18 protein-coding genes are annotated in these 22,064 nt (G+C 53.1%); 4 read left to right on the forward strand and 14 right to left on the reverse strand.

What is annotated here, in order from left to right; translation table 11 throughout:
• Window positions 1-33 precede the first annotated feature (33 nt).
• Together LBW89_RS09120 and LBW89_RS09125 are read right to left on the reverse strand one after the other, a co-directional pair.
• Window positions 34-1,341, reverse strand: coding sequence for a sensor histidine kinase (locus tag LBW89_RS09120; protein WP_225039031.1), 1,308 nt, complete (start codon window positions 1,339-1,341; stop codon window positions 34-36).
• A gap of 4 nt (window positions 1,342-1,345) precedes the next feature.
• Window positions 1,346-2,089: a LytR/AlgR family response regulator transcription factor gene (locus LBW89_RS09125; RefSeq protein WP_148453812.1), complete on the reverse strand. Its 744-nt coding sequence runs from the start codon at window positions 2,087-2,089 to the stop codon at window positions 1,346-1,348.
• Window positions 2,090-2,308: 219 nt separating this feature from the next.
• Here LBW89_RS09125 and LBW89_RS09130 point away from each other — a divergent pair, with 219 nt between their 5' ends.
• Both LBW89_RS09130 and LBW89_RS09135 read left to right on the forward strand, forming a co-directional pair.
• Entirely contained in the window at window positions 2,309-4,084 is a 1,776-nt protein-coding gene (locus LBW89_RS09130; RefSeq protein WP_225039032.1) for an RNA polymerase sigma factor, read from the forward strand.
• Between the two features lie 144 nt (window positions 4,085-4,228).
• Window positions 4,229-5,230, forward strand: coding sequence for an extracellular solute-binding protein (locus LBW89_RS09135; protein WP_225039033.1), 1,002 nt, complete (start codon window positions 4,229-4,231; stop codon window positions 5,228-5,230).
• Between the two features lie 516 nt (window positions 5,231-5,746).
• Here the strand turns inward: LBW89_RS09135 and LBW89_RS09140 are convergent.
• The 7 genes from LBW89_RS09140 to LBW89_RS09170 all read right to left on the reverse strand — a co-directional run bounded on the left by LBW89_RS09140 (window position 5,747) and on the right by LBW89_RS09170 (window position 12,990).
• Window positions 5,747-6,145 (reverse strand): VOC family protein, encoded by a 399-nt coding sequence (locus tag LBW89_RS09140; RefSeq protein WP_148453818.1) that lies wholly within the window; start codon window positions 6,143-6,145, stop codon window positions 5,747-5,749.
• 99 nt (window positions 6,146-6,244) lie between these two features.
• Window positions 6,245-7,549, reverse strand: a complete 1,305-nt coding sequence (locus LBW89_RS09145; RefSeq protein ID WP_225039034.1) for a glycosyltransferase family 2 protein — start codon at window positions 7,547-7,549, stop codon at window positions 6,245-6,247.
• Entirely contained in the window at window positions 7,542-7,685 is a 144-nt protein-coding gene (locus tag LBW89_RS09150) for a hypothetical protein (protein ID WP_213506601.1), read from the reverse strand. Before LBW89_RS09150 ends, LBW89_RS09145 begins: the two co-directional genes overlap by 8 nt.
• 48 nt (window positions 7,686-7,733) lie before the next feature.
• On the reverse strand, window positions 7,734-8,609 hold the full coding sequence (locus LBW89_RS09155) for a GGDEF domain-containing protein (protein ID WP_225039035.1): 876 nt from the start codon (window positions 8,607-8,609) through the stop codon (window positions 7,734-7,736).
• A 34-nt stretch (window positions 8,610-8,643) separates the two neighbouring features.
• Window positions 8,644-9,684, reverse strand: a complete 1,041-nt coding sequence (locus LBW89_RS09160; protein WP_225039036.1) for a glycosyl hydrolase — start codon at window positions 9,682-9,684, stop codon at window positions 8,644-8,646.
• Between the two features lie 291 nt (window positions 9,685-9,975).
• On the reverse strand, window positions 9,976-12,084 hold the full coding sequence (locus LBW89_RS09165; protein ID WP_225039037.1) for a TerD family protein: 2,109 nt from the start codon (window positions 12,082-12,084) through the stop codon (window positions 9,976-9,978).
• A 327-nt stretch (window positions 12,085-12,411) separates the two neighbouring features.
• Window positions 12,412-12,990 (reverse strand): TMEM175 family protein, encoded by a 579-nt coding sequence (locus tag LBW89_RS09170; RefSeq protein WP_225039071.1) that lies wholly within the window; start codon window positions 12,988-12,990, stop codon window positions 12,412-12,414.
• A 229-nt stretch (window positions 12,991-13,219) separates the two neighbouring features.
• On the opposite strand from LBW89_RS09170, the gene LBW89_RS09175 reads away from it, so the two are divergent.
• Window positions 13,220-13,702: a hypothetical protein gene (locus LBW89_RS09175; RefSeq protein WP_225039038.1), complete on the forward strand. Its 483-nt coding sequence runs from the start codon at window positions 13,220-13,222 to the stop codon at window positions 13,700-13,702.
• A 324-nt stretch (window positions 13,703-14,026) separates the two neighbouring features.
• On the opposite strand, the gene LBW89_RS09180 is transcribed toward LBW89_RS09175, so the two are convergent.
• Both LBW89_RS09180 and LBW89_RS27695 read right to left on the reverse strand, forming a co-directional pair.
• Window positions 14,027-15,205: an oxalate decarboxylase family bicupin gene (locus LBW89_RS09180; RefSeq protein ID WP_225039039.1), complete on the reverse strand. Its 1,179-nt coding sequence runs from the start codon at window positions 15,203-15,205 to the stop codon at window positions 14,027-14,029.
• A gap of 141 nt (window positions 15,206-15,346) precedes the next feature.
• Window positions 15,347-16,249, reverse strand: a complete 903-nt coding sequence (locus tag LBW89_RS27695) for a methyl-accepting chemotaxis protein (RefSeq protein WP_225039040.1) — start codon at window positions 16,247-16,249, stop codon at window positions 15,347-15,349.
• A 189-nt stretch (window positions 16,250-16,438) separates the two neighbouring features.
• Here LBW89_RS27695 and LBW89_RS09190 point away from each other — a divergent pair, with 189 nt between their 5' ends.
• Entirely contained in the window at window positions 16,439-17,512 is a 1,074-nt protein-coding gene (locus LBW89_RS09190) for a hypothetical protein (RefSeq protein ID WP_225039041.1), read from the forward strand.
• Window positions 17,513-17,550: 38 nt separating this feature from the next.
• Here LBW89_RS09190 and helD read toward each other — a convergent pair whose 3' ends face one another.
• From helD to hprK, 3 genes are all read right to left on the reverse strand, one after another.
• On the reverse strand, window positions 17,551-19,971 hold the full coding sequence (gene helD, locus LBW89_RS09195; protein ID WP_225039042.1) for an RNA polymerase recycling motor HelD: 2,421 nt from the start codon (window positions 19,969-19,971) through the stop codon (window positions 17,551-17,553).
• Window positions 19,972-20,220: 249 nt separating this feature from the next.
• On the reverse strand, window positions 20,221-20,982 hold the full coding sequence (locus LBW89_RS09200; RefSeq protein WP_148453836.1) for an AAC(3) family N-acetyltransferase: 762 nt from the start codon (window positions 20,980-20,982) through the stop codon (window positions 20,221-20,223).
• Between the two features lie 44 nt (window positions 20,983-21,026).
• Entirely contained in the window at window positions 21,027-21,941 is a 915-nt protein-coding gene (hprK, locus tag LBW89_RS09205; protein ID WP_148453838.1) for an HPr(Ser) kinase/phosphatase, read from the reverse strand.
• Between the last annotated feature and the right edge of the window lie 123 nt (window positions 21,942-22,064).

Raw genomic sequence — 22,064 nt, forward strand, 5'->3', positions numbered from 1 at the left:
CCCTGAAACGAAAAAAAGAACCCCCGAACGGCATTAAGCCGGGGATTCCTGGGCGCTCAAAGGAAGAACGACCATGTTGTCGAACGTCCGCGATTCGGTTTCAATCGTCATATGGCCGCCGTATTTTTCGCAAATCCGCTGAATGTTCGTTAATCCGTAGCCGTGATAATCCGGATTCGCCTTCCGGCTCCGCAAATCCGATACCTTCTGGTCCACATGATTGCGAATGCGGATGAACAAGGCGGACTCGGTCGAACGGATCCGAATCTGAATATACCGGTCTTCGGCGATTTTGACTTTTTTGGAAGCCTCGATGGCGTTATCCAGCATGTTCCCCAGCACCACGCACAAGTCGTACCGTTCGATGCCAAGGTTCGGGGTATAAAGCCGGAGCTCCGTGTCGATGCGGACACCATTGGCCTGCCCGATGTTGAGGGCGTTGGTTACCAGCGCGTCGACGGCCAGATTGCCGGTGTTTACCCGGTGGTAGGCATCTTCAATCTTGTTTAGCGTTACGCGGATATGCTCATTGGCTTCGTCCGTCCTGCCCTGTGCAATGCATTCCGCCACGTATAAGAACTGCTGATTTGTATCATGAATGATTCGTTTGACTTTTTTGAAGCTGTGCACGGTTTTTTCATAGTTGGCGTCCTGATAATCCATCTGATGCTGAAGCTGGGCATTCTCGTGGAGCAGTTGGAACTTGGCGATGACGGTATCGAGAATATAGACGACCAGCACGTTTAAGACAATAAAGCCGAACACCGAGAGGAAATAGTGAATATTCTTCTCGCTGTAGGCCGTCAGCACATTCACCTGATAGATGCTGATGACCGGTACGCTTAAGAACAGCAGATAATAGCGGGAATCGAGGGGGTAGTTTTTTCGTTTGGCCAAAAAGCGAATCATCTGAACGACGGCAAACATGACTGTACAGCTGACCAGCAAGCTCATGGCAAACAGTCGCTGCCCCGGTTTGGTTATCCAGTCCGAAGGGTCCGCCGTCACGGCAACGGAAGGCTCGATCAAATAGAGGGAAATGGAGTTCACCAGTGTGAGCAGGACCGCATAAAGCACGGAAAACATGATTTTCAGCTTGAGCTCCGCCTCGAACCCCAGTGCCAGGGAAAAGATGACCACGAGTCCCAGCAGCGAGGACCAGAGCGGAGTAATATAAACGGACATATACATCAGGTTTAAGAAAACAAAGGCAATCATGTACGCCCACTTCGTCGGCTTGCCGCTCTCCTTGCCGAAGACGGAATTGAAGTAGAAATTCACCTGGACGGCCATAACCAGCGTGATCCCCAGGTTCAGCAGTGGCAGTATAAGGAGTTCCATGATCTCAATCCGCCCTCATCACCATAAATTTTGTGCAGGCATCCTTGACCTCTTTGATCTTGGAACGCCCGATGGGAAGCTCCATCCCGTTCGACATCACAACTTGGCCGCCGGCAAATTTATGCACGTGGAGCAGGTTAATCAGAACGGCGCGGTGAATTTGTAAAAAACGGTTCTCTTTCAGCGCCGTCGCGTAGCTGGAAATCAGTCCCCGGCCCTCGTGGACGGCATGGAGCGTGGTGAATTTCAGTTTGCCTTTGACCGTCAGGCTTTTGACAGCTTCGATGGCAATGATGTCATCCTGCCGAAGAACGATCTCCTCATGCGTCGATTTGATGATTAAAATGTCTTGCTCGCGTTCTTCAAAATAACGGCACAGCTTCAGCATCTTCTCCTCAAAGAGGTCCGGCTCGACCGGCTTGATCAGATATTGAAAAGTGACGACATCGAAGCTTTCCAGCATATATTCGGCGTAACTCGTCAGGAATACGATCTGTTCGCCGATCCGCTTCATCTCTCTCAGCTTTCGGGCGGTCTGGATCCCGTTCAGTCCGTTATTCATTTCAATGTCGAGGATGAGAATGTGAAAGGATTGTTCCCCGCTCTCATAATGCGCTATCAATTGTTCGCCGGACTCGAACGGCACAGCCTCAAATTCAACGCCGCTCTTGACCGACAAAGCCAGCAGCATCCGCTTGACCCGCTCTCTCTGCAGCGCTTCGTCGTCGCATATGGCAACCCGGTACATGCTTGTCTCACCCTTTCCTTCGGTGATGGAACATTTAGTTCTAGCGTAACATCCGGCCGCCCCGGCAGCAACAGAGCTTGACAATTCAGCCCGGCTTGGGAGAGATGGGGATCATCGCATTCACGCCAATTTTTTTTGCACATATTGTTCAGATTGGACCGGCGCCCGGCATCTCTATATCATGGCAGCAACATTTATCCGTCAGCGGGAGGCACACTTGTGGAAGCAAAGGAAGCAAAAGAAACAAGGGAACAAATCATGGAGGAAGACTTAGGGCTGGTGGAACGGGCCCGGCAGGGAGATACGGAGGCTTTCGGCGTATTGATCGAACGCCACCGGGACAAGGCGCACGGCATCGCCGAGCGGATGACCGGAGATCCGCATATGGCCGACGACATCGTCCAGGACGCGCTCATTCGCGCATTCATGCATGTCGGATCGCTGGTCGATGCAAGCCGGTTCCTTCCGTGGTTCCACCGGATTGTCCGCAACCAGGCGAACATGCGGCTCCGGCGCGGCGGCCCGTACCGCAAGGAGAAGCCGTTGTCGGCGTGGGATAAAACGCACGCGGAAAGGGTGGATTGGGAGAACCTCGACAGCATTCTCGGCCACTTGACGCGCTCCGCATCCGAGGCGGCCCGTACCGAGCACGACCCGGCCGAACATCTGCTGCGGAAGGAGCTTTACGAGACGATTCGCGCCGTTCTTCACTGCCTGACACGCAAGGAGCAGTCCATTTTCGAGGACTATTTCTTCCGTCAGCTGTCGCCGGACGAGATCGCCGCGATGCACCGGATGCCGGTCGGCTCCATCTACACCTATCTTCACCGTTCCCGCCGCAAGCTTCGTGAAGAGCATGTCCGCCTCTCGCTCGGTCTGCTGCCCGAAAAGGAGGGAATGGCTATGAAGCGGAGACGAATTCTGGACCTGCCGCCGTGGCCCGCGCATGCAATGACCGCCGTCTCCCTCATCGACCGGATCGGCCATTTGCTGGCCGCACTCGGCGATCCGCGGGATACGGCGGAATTGATGGGTCTGTCGGGGTTTGCGTTTCGGATGAAAATTTCAAACAAAACCACATTCGCCGACGGGATCTATGTCTACGATTGGCGGATGACGATACATTCGTTTCTGCAAACGCTCGGCTACCCATCATCCATTTTGTGCGGCCAGCTCGCCGAATCCCCCGTTCCGCTGCTGGCGGCGGCCGAACGGTTTCCCGTCGTGCTGCCGATCGAAGAAGCTCTGTTGCCGTTCATCCGAAAATATGTTGAACTTGGCAGGCCGGTGCTGTACTTCGATACGTTCGCCACAAAACCTTATGTGCACGAATGGGCCCTGATTTACGGCTATGACGACGAGGCACGAGAAGTCTTGTTGACCGATGCGGTGAAGCCGGAGGGAAAACGCCTCTCCTACGACGATCTCGCGGAAAATCCGCTGCGCTTTCTCGTAGGCATCGATGGAGAGGCGGAGGCCTTCGTTCCGGCAAGGCCATCCACGGCGAACGGAACGGAAGCCGCCGCGGCCGAACGGGTCGAGCGGACCGAACGGGCGATCCGCGAAGCGGTGCGTTATTCCCGCGAGGGCTGCGAATACCGCCCTATGACGGGGTATTTAACCTACACGTCGGGACTCGCCGCGTATGATCGCTGGATCGGCCATCTCCAGTCCGGACACGCCAACCGGTACGGCATGGGGCAGCTGGCCTTCGTGTATGCGGATACGAAGCGGTATGCGGCGGACTATTTGCGGCGTGTGCCGCTTGAAGGCGAAGCCATGCGGCTTGCGCTGCTGGCATCGGAAGCTTATGAACAGGCCGCCGCATCGCTCGCCGCGTTAAGCAAGGACGTACCGTTCATACGCTCGACCGAACTGCTTACCGATGAGCTGCGGGCCGTTTGCATTTCCCGACTGACGCAAGCGAAGGAATTCGAAACCGCCGCGGTCGGTTACTTGGAGAAAGCGATATGTGAATTGGAAAAGGAGAAATGAGCCTTGGCGCAAACAAAGATGAAGCTTCGCTATTTGACGCAGTTTGACCCTATGCGGGATCTCCTGGATGCAAAGACTTCGTTTGAGCAGACTCATCCGGAGGTAGAAATTGCGATCGAGTAGGCTGCCGATAACTTCGAATCGATGCAGGTATTCAAATCCGGCGAGTGTCCGGATATTATGGATGACGGCGGATGGTATCTTTTTAATCAAAAGGGGTTATTCGTGGACTTGATGCCGTTCGTGGAGAGTGAGCCCGGTTTGGCGGACGATCTGCAGCCCGGGATTATGCGGGTGGCGCGTAAGGATGGAAATCTTCCGGGGCTCCCTATCGATATCGCACTCCCGCTGATGGTGATCCATAAGGAGATGTTCAAGAAGGCCGATGTTCCGCTTCCCTCCGACGACTGGACGTGGGACGAAATGATCGAAATGGCCAAGCAGCTGACGATTCGCGACGAGGACGGGATCGCAACGCAATTCGGGCTCGGTATCGGCCAGGATATCGAGGAGATCGAGCCGTTCATCCTGCGAAATGGCGGACGTTATTTGTCGCCGGACGGCTCCACGACGCTAGGATACGCGGACAGCTCCGCATCGATCGAGGCCATGCAGCGCGTAATCGACGCCTTCCGGGTCCACCGCGTCACCCGCAAACCGGGCGAACCGTCGAAGGCGGGGGACTTGCATGAAGGATTCGCGATTGCGCTGGGCTACACCTGGTACGTCGGGAACCTGATCCGGTTCGGGTTGGACGGAAGATTTCAGATCGTCCGCTTACCCCGGATGCCGCGCGCCGAGGAGGCGAATATGATTTATATGGGCGCCGCCGGGATTACGACCAAGTGCGAGCATCCGGAGCTGGCATGGCAATTCCTTAAGCATTACATTCTCGAACGCCCCGAACGGTTCCGGCAGACGCAGACGCTGCCGTTGACAAAGTCGCTGGCCCGCGACAGCGGGATGACGGAACACCCGATCTGGGCCAAGTTTATAGAAGAACTGGATTATGTGCAGGCGAGCGGCTTTTACCTGAATGAGAAATGGAATTCTTCGCGGCAGCTCATCAATGAGGAAATTCAACGCATGATTCTTAACGGGGCGGACGTCGCCCAAACGATGCGCTCCTGGAGCAGGTATGCATAGAGGATACCCCTTTCACGGGAAATTCCCCCGTGAAGGGAGGCTGTGCGGGAGGAGAGGTGAGTGGGCAGGGTAACCCCGAAACAAGATCATCGGCAACCATACCGTGTAATGGCTGTTTTTTCGGCTATTACCCGCCCGCGGCACTAGTTGTTGCATTAACCCGAAGGGCTAATCGCCGTAACCGCCTCTCTTTGAAGCCGGGCTGGTGGATAAGGGCCTTTTGAGGCGCTATTTTGTCGAAGTTGGCTCTTCGAGGTGAAATAGAGGTCATTTGGGGCCTTATTTTAGAGAAAGTCGGGCAAAAACTTGATTTTTAAGCTCGCACCAGAGAAATAAGGCCCTTTTTAACCGCTATTCTTCCCGAAAAAGCAAATCTGGACGAAATAACGGCCCAAAACGCCGCTATTATAGCCGGCGGCAAAAGAGATTAGCGGATCGACAGCACCATGCCAGGTTTAATGCAACTCCTGTAGGCCGCAAGCCCGTTTCCGGTATAACGGGTGGGGCGTTTTCACCTTATTCCCCGTCCTGCGGCCAACCGCCCCACAAGTTCCCCATATGTCCATCCGGATCCCTAAAGGTGAAGCTGTAACCGCCTTGGGGTTTAAACACCATTTCCCCCACTTCCGCCCCCAGCTTCCTTAATTCTTCATAAGCTTCATGAATATTGTCCACCTGTAACGAAATGATCGGCTGAAGCCGCCCCTGGCTGTCCGTGAAGTCCAGCTTGGGGACCTCGGGCGAGTAAATCAGTCCCAGGCCGACTCCCCCGACATTTAACCAAGCCTCCGGGTCCCCGGGGGTATAGTCGAACGTGAACGGAATGCCCAGCATCTGCGTGTACCATCTCACGGAAGCGTCCAGATCACGTACGGGCAATTGGACGACAGCATAGTTTTTTACGTGGAATGCCATAATACTCCTCCTCTACAAGTTGTCCCCCCATTATAAACGAACGCCAGCCTTATCTTTCCCTTCCTTTCCCAGTCGCTTTTTCGGAGCGGTAACCGCCCCCTATCCCTCAAATCGCTGCGTCTTGTACCATTTCGTTTTCCGTCCCGTCGCTTTATCGACGACCATCGAATAGAAAGCGCGCAGGGAAATCAGCAGGAATAGTTGAGCATAGGTGAAATAAGAGAGGCAGGATAAAATAAAGTTTTGCGTCGTGCTCTGCCCGATATCCGTGGCCAGCGCCAGATTGATCTGCAGTACAAACAGGTAATACATCAGTCCCCAAGCAATCATCAGGTACACGTACAGATCGTCCGCAAATTGGAACGGCATCGCCACCTCGGGATTAAACAGCCCGATGAAGCCGTAAATCAAATTCATGACGATAATGATGTCCGAAATGATAATGGCCAGCAAAAACCAGAAGTAACTCGCCGTATAGTACAGCACGTGCAGTTTGATGCGCCAACTGGACCGGTTGAACAAATGGTGGAGATTACCGATCACGACGGAAAAATTCCCCTTGGCCCACCGCTCCCGCTGCTTCAAGTACACGCCGAGCTGTTCGGGCTCCTGCTGATACGCCTCTGCCTGGGGCGCCAGCGCGATAAGCTGTCCCCTCGTTAGGATCTCGAACGAAATGGCCGTATCCTCCGTAATCGCCTCCGTATCCCAGCCGCCGATGTCCCGGATCAAATCCGTTTTGACGATAAAGTTCGTCCCGGGAATCGTGCCCAGTTTAAACAGCTCCCATAATCCGGTGTGATAAATCCGCTGGGCCGTAACCAGTTCAAGGTTAATGCATTTGGACAAGAGGTTCTGCCCGCGGTTTCTCGCCTTGTTCCGTCCAAAAACCGCCCCGTAATTTTCCGGGTCTTCCATCGCCTTTTCGACCAAAAAAAATAAAGCGTTGCGCTCGGGCGCCGCGTCGGCGTCAAAAATACAGATCCACTCGTGTTTCGCATACTGAAGCGCGTCGTTGAGCGCACCGGATTTTCCGCCGATTCCCGTCCGTTCAAAGATCATAAAGTCCCGGTCCCGGAACGCTTCCTTGCTTTTCAGCGCCTTTAGCTTTCCGGCGGTATCGTCACTGCAGTTATCGGCAATAACGATGAGCTGCACTTTCTCCTTCGGGTAATTCAGCCGCAAAATATTCTCCGCCGTCGCCGCGATCACCAATTCTTCATTGTGCGCCGGCACCATGACGGTAATCGTAGGGAAGTGCTCCATTTGCTCCGGATCGGGAACCGTCCAATCCTTGCGGCTTTGTTTAAAAATAAAGCGGACAGCGCCCGACATAATCACAATCGATTGAAATACGGCCGCCCAAATACTAAGAATTGAAAACACCAATAATAAATCAGCCACGAACTTTCCTCCGGTCATATTTTCGATTTACGCGTCCCCGAAAGACCAGTGTTGCAATAAACAATACCAGGACCGCAGCGGCAAAAATCAGGCTGACGATCCGGCATAGCGGAATAAACCAGGCGGTATAAGCCATTTCCTACTCCTCCTGTTGCATATCACCCATCATGAACCGCGGGTGACTTTAAATGTACTCTCCGATCAAGTCCGTCTCCGTATTGCGCTCAAGCGCGGATATGACTGCGTCGATATCTTCGTATTTGCTGAACTGTTCTTTCGTAAAAACCAAGGCTCCGGCGCGGATCACCAGCTTCAAATCCCGGTCTTTCCGGTCCAGGAAGGGCATGTCCATCAAGGCGTTTTTGATCCGGTCCGTCAGTTCCTTCAAATGCTCGTGATTCGTCATCGGGAATAGAACAATAAACCTCCCCCGGCCCAGCCCAAACTTATAATCCTCGTAGCGGATTTGCTCCTGAATCTCCTCCGACAAGGAAGCGAGCAGCCGGGCATATCCTTGGGAGCCGAGCGACTCCCGCACCATCGGCAAAAAATCAATCTTAAACATAGCCAGACAGAAATGATATATATCGGAATACCGGTTGGCCAGATTCGACTGTTTCACAAGCGTTTGGGCAAAAGCGTCCTTATTCCCGAGCGAAGTATCCAAATCCACTTCCGGATTTCTCTGCTCCAGTTCGTCAAGCCGCTCCATCAGCCGCTTGTTGCGGATCAATCCCACTTTGATGAACGCGGCGGCGGCCATATAGGCCGGGGGGAGCCACAGCCAGGAAAGCGACAACACGTCCACCTCGGCATAAGACGCCAACCACACGAAATAGGCTACCAAGTAAACGAAAATACAGACGGTCGCAACCCCGACCGGGAGCAAAAAACCGAGCAGCAGAGCCGCCAGGCTGCCTATACTGAACACCAATTCGAATGCCGTAAAAGATTGCTCCCTAAACATATTCACAAACACCAGCAGCACCTGGACGACCGCCAACCCGATCAGCAGGCTGTATCCCCAGACCATGCGCTGGATTAATCTCCTATTTCTCATGCCCACCTCTAAAATGTTTAAAATTCATAATTCATTACTTTCTCTTCAACGCATACTCCCCCAGGAGGGGGAGCAGATTATCAAAAATGTGGGTATTGGCCTCAAACACATACCCTCCAGGATAGCGGGAATCGCGCCCCTTGAAGGTCAGCATTCGTTTGTACAGTTGTTCGGCAAAAGACCGGTCCCCTTGTTGAAGGGCGAACTGGATGGCGAGGCCGTAAACCGAAGGGGACTCATACGTCACGGCCGCCGTCCGGTCGGCTCGCCTGTATTGTCCGAACAGTTTGCCCGTTTGTTTGAACTTCTGCTTCAGGAATTGATGCAGCGCCCCTTGATCTCTTTTCGTCTTCCCGGTATGAATGGCTACCATCAGCTGGTCAATCATATTTACGCTGGCTTCATACGAATACTCTCCGGTGACCACGTTGAACGACTTGGGGTAAAATACACCGTCATCCGGCATGTCCTGCAGCAGCGTATAGTACCGCAGGTAGGTCTCCTCGTGCAGCACCTCTTCTTGCACGAGCCTCTTTAACGTAGATAAATCCACATAGGCCAGAGCCAAAGTATCCGGGGACTCCTCTCTGGCGAAATCGTAGAAATCCACGAGGTATCCGTTTTTTTGCGAGTGGATCAGCAAGGCTTCCGTTAACCCCTTCGCCTTGGAACGCCACTCGGGATGTCCCTTCCACTTCCCCGCCCCTTCCAGCAAAGCCCCAATAATCCGCAGGTCGTCGCCAAGCGCGTTCGTGCTGACTTTCGAACTTCCGTCAGAGCTTAGCTTCCAAGCAATATAACTTTGATCCTTTGTGAAATAGCGGTCCAACGTTTCAAAGCTCCTATCAAAAGCGGCCTCATCGTTACCGGCCAACGCCGCCTGCATCCATAACCCGAGCGACTCGGAGAGCGCCTCTCGTCCCGCCGCCATTTCCGGACTGACCGAGGGGGACTCCTTTAAATAGGTAGCCAAGGTGCCGTTGAGATTGGTCATATGCTTCGCAACAAAACTTTTCGTCGACTCTTTCCCTTCCGCGTAGGACAAACATCCCCCGATCCCCAAAGCCGCACTCAATAATAACCCGAACCCCAAGCCAAAAATTTTACGTCTACTTCGCCTTAACAAACTAGGACCCCCGTTCTGTTGTGTCTCTCGTAGTCGTGATGTTGACGCGGTCTTCTTGAGAGGCCGATCTATTTGGAGCCTGGTGCAGTATTCTGGAATTAAATGAAAGTTTAGTGTTTCCTCCACGCATTGTATCATTTTTTATCTGTACAAAAACTGTACAAGCAAGAAAAAAAATCTCCGCACGCCAAAATCCCCGGTGAAATCCACCGAGGATAACGGTTGAGTTTAAAGTTTGGATCAGACCAAATACTCCGCCATAATTTGTTCGATATCGTAGGGAGTTACCCCTTTCTTCACCGAAAATACCATCCCCGCCTGGTCCGGACTGTCAACCCGTTCCCCGCGTGCCTGGGCATGCAGGCTGAACAGGTCTTGCAGATCGGGTTTCCGCATCGAGGTCATGGCTTTGCCCATAAGGACCATCCCTTTTTGGTTTCCTTCCACATTGTTGTAGTAATGGGGATGTCGCGTTAACGAAAGATCCGTCCAGATCACCTTACGGGTTACCAGATCCATAATGACGGGAATCGCGATCTGCGTATCGGCGGTGACGTCGATCTTGTTCTCCACGGTGGATGGCTCGAATATTTCCCCGGAGCCCGGTTTTTTACGCATCATCCAGCCCGCGAAGCACTCCGGCAAATCGCAATAAGGCTGTTCCGTAAACGAGTGCAGGGTGGCCACGATATACCGGCCTCCGTAATCGACAATGGAAGGGATATGCAGGTCAATAAACTCGCAGGCGCCCTGAGGAGCCGACACGATATCCCCGCTATGAACGGCACGGTATTTGGACGAGCGCAGGTTCGTATAGGAAATATGCTCCACGTACTGCCAGTTGCGGTCATACATGACGGCGGACAGGTCGATATCCACGCGGCCGGTGGGCTTTCCGTCGACGTTCCCCTCTTTCCACCAATTGAAGAACCGGATCGTGTCCCCTTCGCCCATCGGGAGGCGGCTTCCCCGCACAAGAGTGCGCAGCGCCTTGCTCGCCGAGCGTTGCGAGAACGGAACATGATAATTCTTCAATTCCGGATCGACATAGACTTTCCCAAGCGGAGGGAGCAAGGAGAAACGCCGGACCAGCGCTTCCTCGCACAATCGTACCGCTTCCCGGCAGACAGCCTCATCGATTTCCGGAAGGGTATCGGGAATCGCAAAAGCGTTAGCCACCCTTCCTTTCGGGAAAAAGACGCGCAGATCCCGCGGCTCGTTTCGGCGGGCAAAATGGTTTTTTACCTGCAGCAGCACCGGAGTCGATACCTGGTCCACCACTTCGCCGAACGCCAGCAATACATATTCCGGGTCTTCGGCGGTCCGAACCAGGTGATCCAGTCTTCTGGCAAATTCGCCGGGACGCTGCGTTAACAGATCTATGAGCGTCCACATATTTCGGTACTGGAACGCCAGTTCGACGCTTCCGTTGAAGGTCGTAAAGGGCTTGTTGTTCCGCAAAATAGCAAAAGCTTCCTCACATCGGCGAAAACGGTGTTTGTATTCGGAAGGGTGAAGAATCTCGCCCAAACGAATCCAGCGTTCCTTATACCGGAGCATATCCTCCGTGATTTGACCGCACTGTTCCAGCAGGCCCAGCAGCAGTCTCCGTTCACGCCGTTTAAATTTGCGGAAGCGCGTCGCCTCCGCCAGGCTGACATCGCCGTCCGACCAGGCCACGGCCAACCGCAGGACATCGGTAGCGGTTTTAAAATACCGCCCGATCAGCCCCAAATCGGCCTTGTCATGCCTCATCAAGGAGGCCGCTACGAAAGCGGCATTCTCCTTGAACGGAATCTCGGACGGTAGCATCGCCGCCAATTCATCCGGCTCCGCATGCTCAATAGCCGAATCGATATCTTGTTTGTCCGTCTCGGAAATGGAGACCTTGGCTTCGATCAGTCGACGGATCATGAGATGGAATTCTTCCTTGCTTCCAAGATCGATGACCTTCAGGTTTACCTGATCGAGCAGTGTAGGCCTATCCACAGGAGGATATTCAGGGTATTCATAAGTCAGATAATGATAGATCGCATTCAAATACAGCTCCACGTCATCCTCCTGCATCACCTGCATCGGGAAGGCGGGATACATCGGCTTATATTCCACATGCGCGCCAACCATCACCCTTAAATCGGATACCAGCTCGCGATAAAACATTTCAAATTGCCCTTTGGATAAGGCAAGTACGGCGCGCATCAACGCATGCGAAAACGTAAAGCCAAGGGCTTCCAAGTTTTTTAACGCCGTCGCCAAGTAAGCTTTGGGAAGTGTGTTCGCCATGTTCGCCTCTTGCCCTGGCTCGACGATCACCTTGTTCGCTCTCCGCAAAAAAATCGTATTTATCATAATTAAAGAGTCCAGGAAAGCCATATCCCTAATTCAATAAGGGAAGTAGAAGGAAGGAATATGATAGCCTGGACGCCTCCTCTCCGGATGGAAATCCTTCAGGAAAGCCGCGACCCTAATTCGCCAAATGAGTTTAGAAGGAAGGATCGCAATAGCCTGAAGGCTCAAAGGCTCGAAGTCCGTGACCCGATCGCTTTGATGTACTCATCATCGCAGAGTTTGCGGCGCACCAACAGGGCAGAAGTATTACGACTTGTTGAATGAAGGCGGCATTCGCCCAAAAAAGCTCTTCGAACCCGCCTTCACACGAGTATCGAAGAGCTTTTATTAACGGTCTCTCAGCGCATGCGCGATCCGCTGATCCGGCACGAACCAGATGACCGCAACGAGTACGAAGAAGAAGCCGGAGATCCAAGGACTCACATAGGCGCTCAAGGCCGCAACCAAGTAGAGCAAGGGAGATAATTTCCCTTTCCAGTCTTTGCCCAGCGCTACGACGAAGGAAGAATCGCCGGCATGCTGGTTGCTGATCGTCCGCTGAAGCAGCCAGTACGAGAACGCCGCCAGCAGCAAAATAAGGCCGTACAGCGCCGTTGGAGTAGCCTCAAAATGGCTTTCCCCCATCCAGGCCGTTGTGAACGGCACAAGGGATAGCCAGAAGAGAAGCAGTAAGTTGAGCCACATCAACCGCCCGTTCATCGTTCGAACCATATGCAATAGATGATGGTGATTATTCCAGTAGATACCGACATATACGAAACTGAAAATGTAGCTAAGCAGTTTCGGGCCAAGTCCGATAAGCGCCTCCCAGTTGTGGCCTTCCGGCACTTTGAACTCCAGCACCATGATCGTAATGATGATCGCCAGCACGCCATCGCTAAACGCTTCCATCCGGTTTGCTTTCAGAGGGGCTCCCCTTTCTCGCTTCTCGCGTCTTTTTCTATTCGACACCAGTAACTTTGCACATCCCCCTCCACCCTGTCAAGAAAAACTTCACGCTTTTACCCCATAACGTTCACGAATCCTACAAAAGGTTGAGTCGGGACCCTATTCAAAAAATGCTCTCGCAGCCGATATACCTTAAGTATTAAATTTTGAAAATTATCCCAACTGGGAAACTTGGAGGTCGTATTCAATGGCAAAATCATGGACCGTCCTGGTCGATGGCTCACCACACGAAATCGGCATTAAAACGGGGCTCTTTAAATGCAAGATCACCGTGGATGGGGTCGAAAGACGGGTGAAGAGCAGAAGCACGGTGATTCGGCTCATCGATGAACCTATAGTTATCGGGAGCAAAACCCTGAACCTGACTGCAATTGGAGGAAAAGTGGATTTGGCGGTTGACGGTTTCTATCTGAATTCCGCAAAACCTTATATTCCTCTCAGCAATATCCCGGGCTGGTCAACGACTATTATGCTGATTCTCACGATATTCGGCTGGCTTGTTGCAGGGCCGATCAGTTGCTCCATCGGTGTACTGGGAGGGGTATCCGTCGTTTCAAATTCACTGGCACCGGGGCAGAAAAGCCGACTCCCCGTCTGTCTGGCCATTACAGCCGCCACCGTGGGGCTCCAGATTGCATACCTTTTTCTTCGGTTGCAGCTCATGTATTGATTCACAATTCCAGTAGGAATACATAGCCGATGTACCAGGAAATACATAAGAAGATATCCGACATTATCGGGTGGAAAATGTTCTAGCGCACTTTCTAACCCTTCCAACTCCAAAAAGATGCAAATCTGCAGGTATTTTAGGCCGGTCCCCAAGGGAATTCGAAAAAAGATGCAAATCTGCAGGCATTTCTGACGATTTTAGAGAAACGAGCCGATTTCGTCAAAAATTCCTGCAGAATTGCAAGAATTTTGAAATTATTGTTCCAAACAGAAAAAAACCATGCACATATGCAGGAATTCTTTATCAAGGTTGTCTGATGGGGCACTAGCACCCCGGATACTTTACCACCGGCCACTTTTGCTTCCGCAGGGCGTTCATCGCTTCGGGGCCCAGGTTAAGATTGTCTTGTACCAACTGATGAGGCGTCAGCGCCATCCATTGATTCAAGGAAACATCCTCGAACCGGTCGCTCTTAAACATTTCCAGAAACCATAGGCTCTGGTCGCCTGTGTTCTGAATGTAATGACCATAGGCAAAAGGGACGTACCCCACATCGCCGGCACGATAATCGAACGTCCGGGCCGTGCCGTTTGCGGCAAACACCGTCATCCGCCCCATTCCCGAGATGTAATACTGCCACTCGTCATTGTTCGGATGCCAGTGCATTTCCCGCATGCCGCCCGGCTTGATCTCAACCAGAGCGGCGGCAATCTGGGTGGAGATCGGAAAGTTCGTGGAATCGACGATCCGCACGCTCCCTCCCGGAGTTACCAACGGCTTCTGCGCAAGCAGCCGATGCGAAAACGTTAAAGGAACCGTACCATAGGGATCGGCTACCTGTTGGCTTTCCAGAGTCCCGGGGACCTTGGCCTGAAAAATATAACGCTGTTCTTTCGGGATATGAGCAAAGGCGCTTGCCGGCACTCCAAAATTCGCGGCCAATACGTCCTTCGGCGTGTGCGCAAACCAATCGGAGATCGACAACGTATTGAGGTCCGAGAAACTCCCGTCGTCAAAAACGAGTAAGAACTCGCAGCCTTCCTCCAATCCTTGGATCGAATGCGGAACTCCCGGGGGAAAGTACCACAGGTCCCCCACGCCTACATCCGCTATAAAATTCCTCCCGTTCTGATCGACCGCCGTGATCCGGGCCCGGCCCACCAACATGATGGACCATTCCGCCTGCTGATGCCAATGCAATTCCCGGACGCCCCCCGGCGTAAGCGCCATGTTCACCCCGGCCAGCGTCGTCGCGGTCGGAAGCTCGCGAACGGTCACCTCCCGCGACCAGCCGCCGTGATTCAACTGCATATGTGCATCGGAGAATGAAAACTTCAGGTTGGGGATCATTCCGGCATCCGTGACGGGAGGAACCAGCAAATCCGGGTTCTCACGGTCGCGCAGAATATCACGCGGACCCAAGTCCCACCAACCTGCCCCATCCTGCCTTATCGGCTGTGGGATATGTCCCGTCGCAGCTTGGTGAAGCGGGTTATTTTCCACAGTATCACTCCTCCTTCTCTACTTGCCACTAATCTAAACTATGCCGGGTATACCTATCCCAATCCCAAACCTCCCGCGACTTTTTTCGGAGATATACGTAAAAAAGCCCCCAACCTGCCTGGGGGCAATATATCATCCTATTTAAATATTGGCCGCAACGTTTCGTGCCTGCTCGTCCAGCTTTTGAGCATAATCTACGATATTGTCAAAATCATCCAGGGTCACGCGAATCTGCTGCTGACTCTCCACGACGGAAGACTGAACGCGGCGGATACCTTCCGAAATCTCGGAAATTTCCTTTGCAATGCCGTTGATGGTTCCCTGGATTTGGGTGATGGAATCCGTCACTTCATTGGCCAGCTTGCGCACTTCGGCAGCCACGACATTAAACCCTCGGCCATGCGGTCCCGCATGGGCCGCCTCGATGGTGGCATTCAGGGCGAGCAGGTTGGTTTGTGAGGCAATGTCGCGGATCGTCTGCACAATCCCCTGGATCGACTTGGCCTGCTCCTGCAGCTGCTTCAGGGTAAGGTTGTTATCCTCCGAAACCTCGGCAACCCGGTCGACACTCCAGAGAAGCTCCCGACTTCGGCTGATTCCCGCTTCCGCACGCTGATTTAACCCCTGGGAGGTCGCCTCCAATTCCCTAACCACTGTAGCCAGGCTGGATTGACGAGCCGTAATATCCGTCGCGATTTTGAAAACGCCGATGATCTCGGATTCCCCTTCATCATAAATCGGCATATAGGTGGCTTCCAGCCACACCGCTTTTCCACGGGAGTTTTTCCGTTCTATTTTATCCTGAAAGCTCTGTCCCGACAGTAAGCCACCCCAAAATTCTTCGTAGGCCGGCGAGTCCGCAAAATATTCGAAACAGAAATCGCGATGCCGCATGTTCATAATCACATCTACGGAATATCCCATCGTGTTCGCGAATACCTCGTTGACATAAGCCACCTTTCGGTCAGTGTCGAAACGGATCATGGCCAAATTCCGCTCCAGCGCTCTGACGACCAGCCCGTCCGTTACCGCTTGATTGTTCATAATGATAAATTTGTCGACCTCCACCATGAAAAAATAAGCAACTCGGTTTCAGTTTAGCAAAGAGAACTCGACAATAAATATACAGATCCAAAAGGATTCCGGCCCCATGCGGCGAAAAACTCTAGGCAGGATAAGCTTTTTTCCGCCCATTCGAATGATGGACTAAACCCCAAAGCGAGGATATAACGGATGAACCTTCAATTACTCTATCATGAATATGTGAATCTAAAATTTAGTAGAGGTTTGCCTCCCGTGCAAATGGGCAGCTTCGAATACGGTTATTGCGAAGACGGCAGAACAGCGTTGTTCCTGACCGGCCGAGATGATGCGCTCTTTACGGACTGGACGGACGAATTACAGCCGAGAGATCCCCACTACATCAGGAACCCCGACTGGGAGCCCGTACTCTCGGATATTTTCAAGCAGATGGATGTATATGATGAACTGGTATTCTACTACCTGCTGTTTACGATCAACTCGACGACGACCATAACCAATCACAATCCGTACGGCGCAATGAACGATTTCATGAAAAACTATTGTTTCACCCAGTTGTCGCAATTGGGGGATGTCTCCGCCATAAGCGAGGAACGGAAGCGCCAATTAAGGGAGTTCTTCTTCTTTTTCTACCTCTATGCCCACCCGGTAAATGAGGAAACCCTCTACGCCTTTTCATTCCGGGAGCATGAGTTGGTTCATACGAAAACCAATATAGAGATGGAGCGCTATTTCTCCGCATATCACGATTATTACCGCGAGCATCTCGACAAGTTCAGCGGGAAGATCCTCCTGTCCCCCCAGGAAATCGAGGCCTGCAAAAGACTCACGTTGGAGCTGTTGAGATCCCTTGAAGGAAAATCGGCCAAGCTGACCCTGCCGCCGGAAGACGGGCTGGAGGACGTGCTGCGGCTGGTTAACGACGTTGATGCGCTGATTCGCACTTATTCGGAAAATAGAACGCAGGTGTTCGAGGTCATGGCCGGGTTTCTTGCGGACAACCACTCCAGTCCCTACCGCGATCACGGTTTCCGGACCCTGCTCCAGCATTATGCTTGTTACATCCTGTATTTTAAATTTGATGAGATTCATCATTTGGTGGATTACTTTAAAAGCAACCCCGCATGGTGCGGGAAGATTATTAACCACATGTTTGCGGATACCATCTTTCCACAGCGAATCATGAGGCTGAACCACATCGATATTACCGAACATAAGCGGGTGATCGAGTTTTTCGGCGAGGAGGCCCGAAGGATTTATCTGTAAACCAAAATCGGGGCACCGCGATGGGTGCCCACTTCATTCTATCCTTCTTCGATCTCATACAAAGACCCATCCAAATCCTGAATGAACGGGGTCCATTCTCCCGCGGCGTACAGCAACAGCCGATGCATGGCACGCGTGCACGCCGTATAAAACAGCTTGCGTTCGCTCTCCCGATGATACGTCCGCGAGGAGGCGTCATAGATGAGAACAGCGTCGAATTCAACCCCCTTAGCGAGATATACAGGGAGAATCAGCGTGCCTTGTTCAAAAGAGGGAGTGTTCTTCGTCACATGCTTTAGCCCCTGGCACCCCTGCGACATCAAGAGGTCATAGGCTTCTTGGCTTTCGGCCGCCGTCTTCGTAACGACGCCGATGGAGACGAAGCCTTCCGCTTGAAGCGCCGCTATGTGCTCGGCGATCCGCGCCGCCCGCGGCTCCCCGCTACCCGCGTCGCAGAGGAGCGGCTTCCGGCCGCTTCGTTCAAAGGGCACGATCTCCTGGCCGTCCGGCAGCAGCGACCTTGTGAATTCCACAATCTCACGGGTCGACCGGTAACTGCGAACCAGCCGAAACAGGTTGGTTTCGGCTTCCCCATATAAGCGGACCAGCGGCGAGTCGCCTCCGTAAAGTTCCGTGGCCTGAGCGAAGATGGCCTGGCCAAAATCGCCGAGCACCGTCATGCGGGCCCGGGGGAACATTTTTTTGAGGAACTCGTATTGAAACAGCGAATAATCCTGGCCCTCGTCAATGAACACATGCCGGATTTCCGTGTTTGTCCGCACGCCCTCGATAAGCTCTTTTAAGTACAGATATGGCGTTGCATCCTCATAGAACAGTTCGAGCCGGTCCAGCTTCTCCCGGGTCTGCCCGCAGATTTCCGTCCAAAGCGACGGGATCTCCGCGTGACCGGTCATCTCCCTGAACGTCTCCTCTTCCGCAAACAGCTGGCTGTACAACCCGACCATGTCGATGAACTTCATCCGCTTCACGCTTCGTTTCAGCGGCTTGAACTGCTCCTTGACGATCATCCGCCGCAGCATTTGTTCCTCCCGGTCGGCATAGTCAAAGTCAGCTTCATCGGGTCGGCGCTCCCCTTGGAGCCTTTCCTGAACTTCCTCATATTGTTCGGCGAAATCAAAAACGCCCCGATCCTTGTGCAGCCGTTGAAACGCCTCGGCATACTGATCCTTGTCGAGATAATCCAGCTCCTCCTGTACCCAAAGCTCCTCCCGTTCCTTCTTCTCCAGCGAAACCAGTTCACGCAGCAGCCACTCCTGCAGCAGGGCGATGCGGTTGGTCATACGGATGGAGGGATCATAGCTGTAAAACTTGGCCTCCATCCGCTCGGCCGGAATCAGGTCGCGATCGCGGAACCGGATGCTTTGGAACCGCATGCCCGCTTGCTCCAACCGCTCCGCATAATTCCGGAGCGCTTGCAGGAAGGCGGCGGACGCTTTATATTGAATGCCTTGGACCCGGGCCTCATACCCCTGGCCGGCATGTTCCGTCAAAACGTATTCGATTTGGTCGAAGGGGTCCTCCAGCCGAAACGTATGGCCCAGCCAGTAGTCGAGGTACTCCTGAAAGGTCGTTTGCTGCATGTTCTCTTCCCCCAGCTCAGGGAGCACCGTGGAGACATAGCTGTTGAACATCGGATTCGGCGAGAAAAGAATGATTTGATCCGCCTTTAGACGCTCACGGTGCGTGTACAGCAGGTACGCCACCCGCTGCAGCGCCGCCGAGGTCTTCCCGCTTCCGGCCGCTCCCTGAACAATGAGCATCCGGCTTTTGTCCTCGCGGATAATCGCGTTCTGCTCTTTTTGAATCGTCGCGACGATACTCTTCATTTGATGGTCCGCGCCTTTTCCGAGCACCTGCTGCAGCAATTCGTCGCCAATCGTCACGCTCGTGTCGAACACGTTTCGCAATTGCCCCTCGCGGATCTGATACTGCCGCTTCAAGGTCATCGTTCCCGTGATGGGTCCACCCGGCGTATCATATCCGGCCGCGCCGGGGGAATGATCGTAATACATGCTCGCGATGGGAGTGCGCCAGTCATAAACCAAGAAACGCAGGCCATCCGCATCGACGAAGGAAGAGACGCCGATATAAACTTGCTCGACAAAACCCAGGCCATCCTCATGGAAATCGATTCGCCCAAAGTAAGGGGACGACAGCAGCCGTTTCATGCTCTTCCATTGCTGGGTACGCAGACGGTGGCTTCGCTCCCGCTCGGACAATAGCGCTTCCTGCTGCCGGATGCTGTAGAAGGTTTCTTCAAAATCCTCATCCGTGCTGGTATTTACGGTGACTTCTTCCCAAAACTGCTTGCGGATGCCCGTCACCTGCTCATGCAGCCCGGTCACCTCCGGCTCCAGCTCGGCGATCCTGGCTTGCAGCTTCTCCGTGACCTCGTCCAACCGTTCCTGTTCTTGTTTCCAATCCTCAGCGCTGATCATCTTCCGCCTGCACCCCTTCATTCAAATTTGCGAAAAAATAAAGTTTGACAAAGCGAATTTCCATGTGGTATGATTAAGGTGTAAATAAGATGGGTTAAATACGCTCTGTTTCAAAAATATTAAAAAGCAGCTCTCCAATCATATCACAACATATCTATGTGCGCAACTTTAAACCGTCACAATTAAACCCGGCAAATTCGCCGGGTTTTTGATTTTTTTATGCGACTTGATTGCGTTATAAAACTCGCCTCAATCCTCCAAGGGAAGGTTATCCGAAAACAAATCCGGATTGCGCTTGAGCATTTCGGTGATTACTTTCGCCACCATCGCGGCATCACACACCCTTACCGAAGCATCGCCAAACTGCCCCCGGTGCATCGCGCCCGTCTTTTCCAGGACCTCATCCACCTTCCAAAAATGCTCCGACCACGACAGCCCGCAATGCCTGCGGGACGGTACCGGGATTTCCGAGCCGTCGGGTAAAACCGTATACAGCATCTCATGATCATCCGTTAACCTGCCCGGGATGTCCGCCCACTCCTCGACCCCATGAATAAAGGTATTGCGCCTTAAGTCAACACCAACCAACAAAATGGTCGCCCGTCGGTCGAGCAGCTTCCCCCAAGCGGAGCCTCTGGCGCAGGGAGTATCGAAATGATGGTCATCGTTTGTAAACGCTACGGCATCCCGACCTAACGCAGCCACGGAATGGGTGGGGTGCAGGGAACGCACCACACCGGGCCGTTGACGAAAAAGTTCGGGCAATATCCCGACGTTGGAGGGCGTCCGATCCACGTAAAACCTCGGATGATCCGCATTGATGCGGGACCACGTATGAGTCGGCAGGACAAGCAAGCCCTCCTTCATATACGCTGTAAACGCATCCAAAACGGTGTCTGCGCCGCCCTCGACCGGTCCTATGCTTTTCATGGAAGAATGGATCAGCAGCGTCCCCTTGCCGTCGATTCCCAACTGCTCCAATTGCTTTATCAAGCTCTCTTTCGTATGCACGTGCTCCCCCTCTTTGCGCCTTTATGGGCAAATGTCTCGATAACCTACTGCAACTTGCTCTCGATTCGCTGCATAAATTCCTCGGCTGCGCTGTATCCCAGCTGTTTAAGATACCAATTGTTCGCCGCCGCTTCGATCAATCCCGCTACGTCGCGTCCGGGCTGGAGCTGGATTTCAAGATGCGGAATTTGAACGCCGAGGTACTCGGTGAACTGGGGAACGACCTCCAACTCATTGTTCAGCGCATCTTCCTTCCAGGGAGACAGCTCAATATCAAGGACAATACGCGTCTCGTCCTGAAAAGCCCGGCGTCCATACTGGCGTACGACATTGATCAGCCCGACGCTGCGCAGGGCCAGAAACTCCCGAGTCGTCTCATTATGCGTCCCGAGCAGGGTCGACGGCCCCAGTTTCTTAAGGACCACGATATCGTCGGCCACAAAACGGTGCCCCCTGCGAATGAGCGTATGGGCGGTCTCGCTTTTGCCGATCCCCGATTTGCCCCGAAGCAGGATGCCTATCCCCGAAACATTCACGCAAACCCCATGAATCGACAACTCCGGCGCCAATGCCTTCACCAGATAGTTATCCAACTTGGCTATAAACTCCGTAGTCGTCTCGGACGTGCGCAGGAGCGGAATGCCCTCCTGGTCGCAGAACAGGGTTAGATAGGGAATCTCTTGCTGCCCCGACGTCACAATAAAACAAGGCGGTTGATATTTGACAATATTTCCGATATGAAGCTTGCGTTCCTCTATGCTAAGCGTCAATAAATAGGTAATCTCCTTGCGGCCGAGCACTTGCACGCGCTCCATTGGAAAAAAATCGAAGTATCCGACAAACTCCAGTCCCGGTCTATGCGTTCGCGGCCGGGTAATGGCGCGGTCCAATCGGTCGGCCCCCGCAAGTACTTCCAATTGGAATGTTTCCGTAAGACGCTGAACGGTAATCGACTTCATGTAGTTTTCTCCTCCTGCGGCTAAAGCGCACCTAAAATAAAATGCGCCTAATAATCGATACCCCGGTTTTAAGGATATATTCCACAGCCGACAGGTGCATTCCTGCTGAGTTTGCCGGAATGA

It is taken from the genome of Paenibacillus sp. alder61 (assembly GCF_020179875.1).
Classification (GTDB): Bacteria; Bacillota; Bacilli; order Paenibacillales; family Paenibacillaceae; genus Fontibacillus; species Fontibacillus faecis.

Bases quoted from the DNA above. Each gene is read 5' to 3' on its own strand.
- LBW89_RS09120 (WP_225039031.1), bottom strand. From the start codon at position 1,341: ATGGAACTCCTTATACTGCCACTGCTGAACCTGGGGATCACGCTGGTT.
- LBW89_RS09125 (WP_148453812.1), bottom strand. From the start codon at position 2,089: ATGTACCGGGTTGCCATATGCGACGACGAAGCGCTGCAGAGAGAGCGG.
- LBW89_RS09135 (WP_225039033.1), top strand. From the start codon at position 4,229: ATGCAGGTATTCAAATCCGGCGAGTGTCCGGATATTATGGATGACGGC.
- LBW89_RS09140 (WP_148453818.1), bottom strand. From the start codon at position 6,145: ATGGCATTCCACGTAAAAAACTATGCTGTCGTCCAATTGCCCGTACGT.
- LBW89_RS09150 (WP_213506601.1), bottom strand. From the start codon at position 7,685: ATGGCTTATACCGCCTGGTTTATTCCGCTATGCCGGATCGTCAGCCTG.
- LBW89_RS09155 (WP_225039035.1), bottom strand. From the start codon at position 8,609: ATGAGAAATAGGAGATTAATCCAGCGCATGGTCTGGGGATACAGCCTG.
- LBW89_RS09165 (WP_225039037.1), bottom strand. From the start codon at position 12,084: ATGATAAATACGATTTTTTTGCGGAGAGCGAACAAGGTGATCGTCGAG.
- LBW89_RS09175 (WP_225039038.1), top strand. From the start codon at position 13,220: ATGGCAAAATCATGGACCGTCCTGGTCGATGGCTCACCACACGAAATC.
- LBW89_RS27695 (WP_225039040.1), bottom strand. From the start codon at position 16,249: ATGAACAATCAAGCGGTAACGGACGGGCTGGTCGTCAGAGCGCTGGAG.
- LBW89_RS09190 (WP_225039041.1), top strand. From the start codon at position 16,439: ATGAACCTTCAATTACTCTATCATGAATATGTGAATCTAAAATTTAGT.
- helD (WP_225039042.1), bottom strand. From the start codon at position 19,971: ATGATCAGCGCTGAGGATTGGAAACAAGAACAGGAACGGTTGGACGAG.
- hprK (WP_148453838.1), bottom strand. From the start codon at position 21,941: ATGAAGTCGATTACCGTTCAGCGTCTTACGGAAACATTCCAATTGGAA.